This window comes from Sutcliffiella cohnii, assembly GCF_002250055.1.
Taxonomy (GTDB): domain Bacteria; phylum Bacillota; class Bacilli; order Bacillales; family Bacillaceae_I; genus Sutcliffiella; species Sutcliffiella cohnii.
In genome coordinates, this window is sequence record NZ_CP018866.1 from 4,892,501 (window position 1) to 4,895,000 (window position 2,500).

Here is a 2,500-nt window from a genome sequence, read left to right on the forward strand (position 1 = left end):
GTGGTTTAATTCGAAGCAACGCGAAGAACCTTACCAGGTCTTGACATCCTCTGCCACCTCTAGAGATAGAGCGTTCCCCTTCGGGGGACAGAGTGACAGGTGGTGCATGGTTGTCGTCAGCTCGTGTCGTGAGATGTTGGGTTAAGTCCCGCAACGAGCGCAACCCTTGTTCTTAGTTGCCAGCATTTAGTTGGGCACTCTAAGGAGACTGCCGGTGACAAACCGGAGGAAGGTGGGGATGACGTCAAATCATCATGCCCCTTATGACCTGGGCTACACACGTGCTACAATGGACGGTACAAAGGGCAGCAAAACCGCGAGGTCGAGCCAATCCCATAAAACCGTTCTCAGTTCGGATTGTAGGCTGCAACTCGCCTACATGAAGCCGGAATCGCTAGTAATCGCGGATCAGCATGCCGCGGTGAATACGTTCCCGGGCCTTGTACACACCGCCCGTCACACCACGAGAGTTTGTAACACCCGAAGTCGGTGGGGTAACCTTTGGAGCCAGCCGCCTAAGGTGGGACAGATGATTGGGGTGAAGTCGTAACAAGGTAGCCGTATCGGAAGGTGCGGCTGGATCACCTCCTTTCTAAGGAAAATCACGCTCATTGTTTTGTTTAGTTTTGAGAGATCATTCTCTCTATTAATATTGCGCTTGCGTCTGCAAGTGAAATCCACGATGATGGATTCCTTAAGCAGCAAGAGTAGCATGAAGGTTAAGCTACGAAGCTAATCACGATGTGATTGAAGTCAGTAGCCATGTTCTTTGAAAACTAGATAATATAAGTAATCAAGATACATTCACAAGTATCGTTCATCTTAGTAATTTTCTAATGATAACAATTCGCTGTTATCGAAAACCGCTAATTTAATTAGCACATGGTTAAGTTATTAAGGGCGCACGGTGGATGCCTTGGCACTAGGAGCCGATGAAGGACGGGACTAACACCGATATGCTTTGGGGAGCTGTAAGTAAGCTTTGATCCAGAGATTTCCGAATGGGGAAACCCACTGCTCGTAATGGAGTAGTATCCTTACCTGAATACATAGGGTATGGAAGGCAGACCCGGGGAACTGAAACATCTAAGTACCCGGAGGAAGAGAAAGCAAACGCGATTTCCTGAGTAGCGGCGAGCGAAACGGAATTAGCCCAAACCAAGAGGCTTGCCTCTTGGGGTTGTAGGACACTCTATACGGAGTTACAAAAGAACGGGGTAAACGAAGCGACCTGGAAAGGTCTGTCATAGAAGGTAAAAACCCTGTAGTTGAAACCTCGTTCTCTCTTGAGTGGATCCTGAGTACGGCGGGACACGAGAAATCCCGTCGGAAGCTGGGAGGACCATCTCCCAAGGCTAAATACTCCCTAGTGACCGATAGTGAACCAGTACCGTGAGGGAAAGGTGAAAAGCACCCCGGAAGGGGAGTGAAAAGATCCTGAAACCGTGTGCCTACAAGTAGTTAGAGCCCGTTAATGGGTGATAGCGTGCCTTTTGTAGAATGAACCGGCGAGTTACGATTACGTGCAAGGTTAAGTTGATGAGACGGAGCCGTAGCGAAAGCGAGTCTGAATAGGGCGTCATAGTACGTGGTCGTAGACCCGAAACCAGGTGATCTACCCATGTCCAGGGTGAAGTTCAGGTAACACTGAATGGAGGCCCGAACCCACGCACGTTGAAAAGTGCGGGGATGAGGTGTGGGTAGCGGAGAAATTCCAATCGAACCTGGAGATAGCTGGTTCTCTCCGAAATAGCTTTAGGGCTAGCCTTGAGTAAAGAGTCTTGGAGGTAGAGCACTGATTGGACTAGGGGTCCTCATCGGATTACCGAATTCAGTCAAACTCCGAATGCCAAAGACTTGTTTCTCAGGAGTCAGACTGCGAGTGATAAGATCCGTAGTCAAGAGGGAAACAGCCCAGACCGCCAGCTAAGGTCCCAAAGTATACGTTAAGTGGAAAAGGATGTGGAGTTGCTTAGACAACCAGGATGTTGGCTTAGAAGCAGCCACCATTTAAAGAGTGCGTAATAGCTCACTGGTCGAGTGACTCTGCGCCGAAAATGTACCGGGGCTAAACGTATCACCGAAGCTGCGGACTGTTCTTACGAACAGTGGTAGGAGAGCGTTCTAAGGGCGTTGAAGCTAGACCGTAAGGACTGGTGGAGCGCTTAGAAGTGAGAATGCCGGTATGAGTAGCGAAAGAAGGGTGAGAATCCCTTCCACCGAATGCCTAAGGTTTCCTGAGGAAGGCTCGTCCGCTCAGGGTTAGTCGGGACCTAAGCCGAGGCCGAAAGGCGTAGGCGATGGATAACAGGTTGATATTCCTGTACCACCTCATTCCGTTTGAGCGATGGAGGGACGCAGGAGGATAGGGTAAGCGCGCTGTTGGATATGCGCGTCCAAGCAGTTAGGCTGGATAAGTAGGCAAATCCGCTTATCCTAAAGGCTGAGCTGTGATGGCGAGGGAAATATAGTACCGAAGTTCCTGATTCCACACTGCCAA

At 49.9% G+C, this 2,500-nt stretch carries 2 rRNA genes (both cut by a window edge); both read left to right on the forward strand.

The annotated features are described in order from the left end of the window. Positions 1 to 592: ribosomal RNA gene (locus tag BC6307_RS24585) — 16S ribosomal RNA — on the forward strand; it begins 959 nt to the left of the window's first position. Positions 593 to 884: 292 nt separating this feature from the next. Further along, a 23S ribosomal RNA gene (locus tag BC6307_RS24590) occupies positions 885 to 2,500 on the forward strand; it runs 1,319 nt beyond the window's last position. The 16S and 23S rRNA genes sit together here, the layout of an rRNA operon.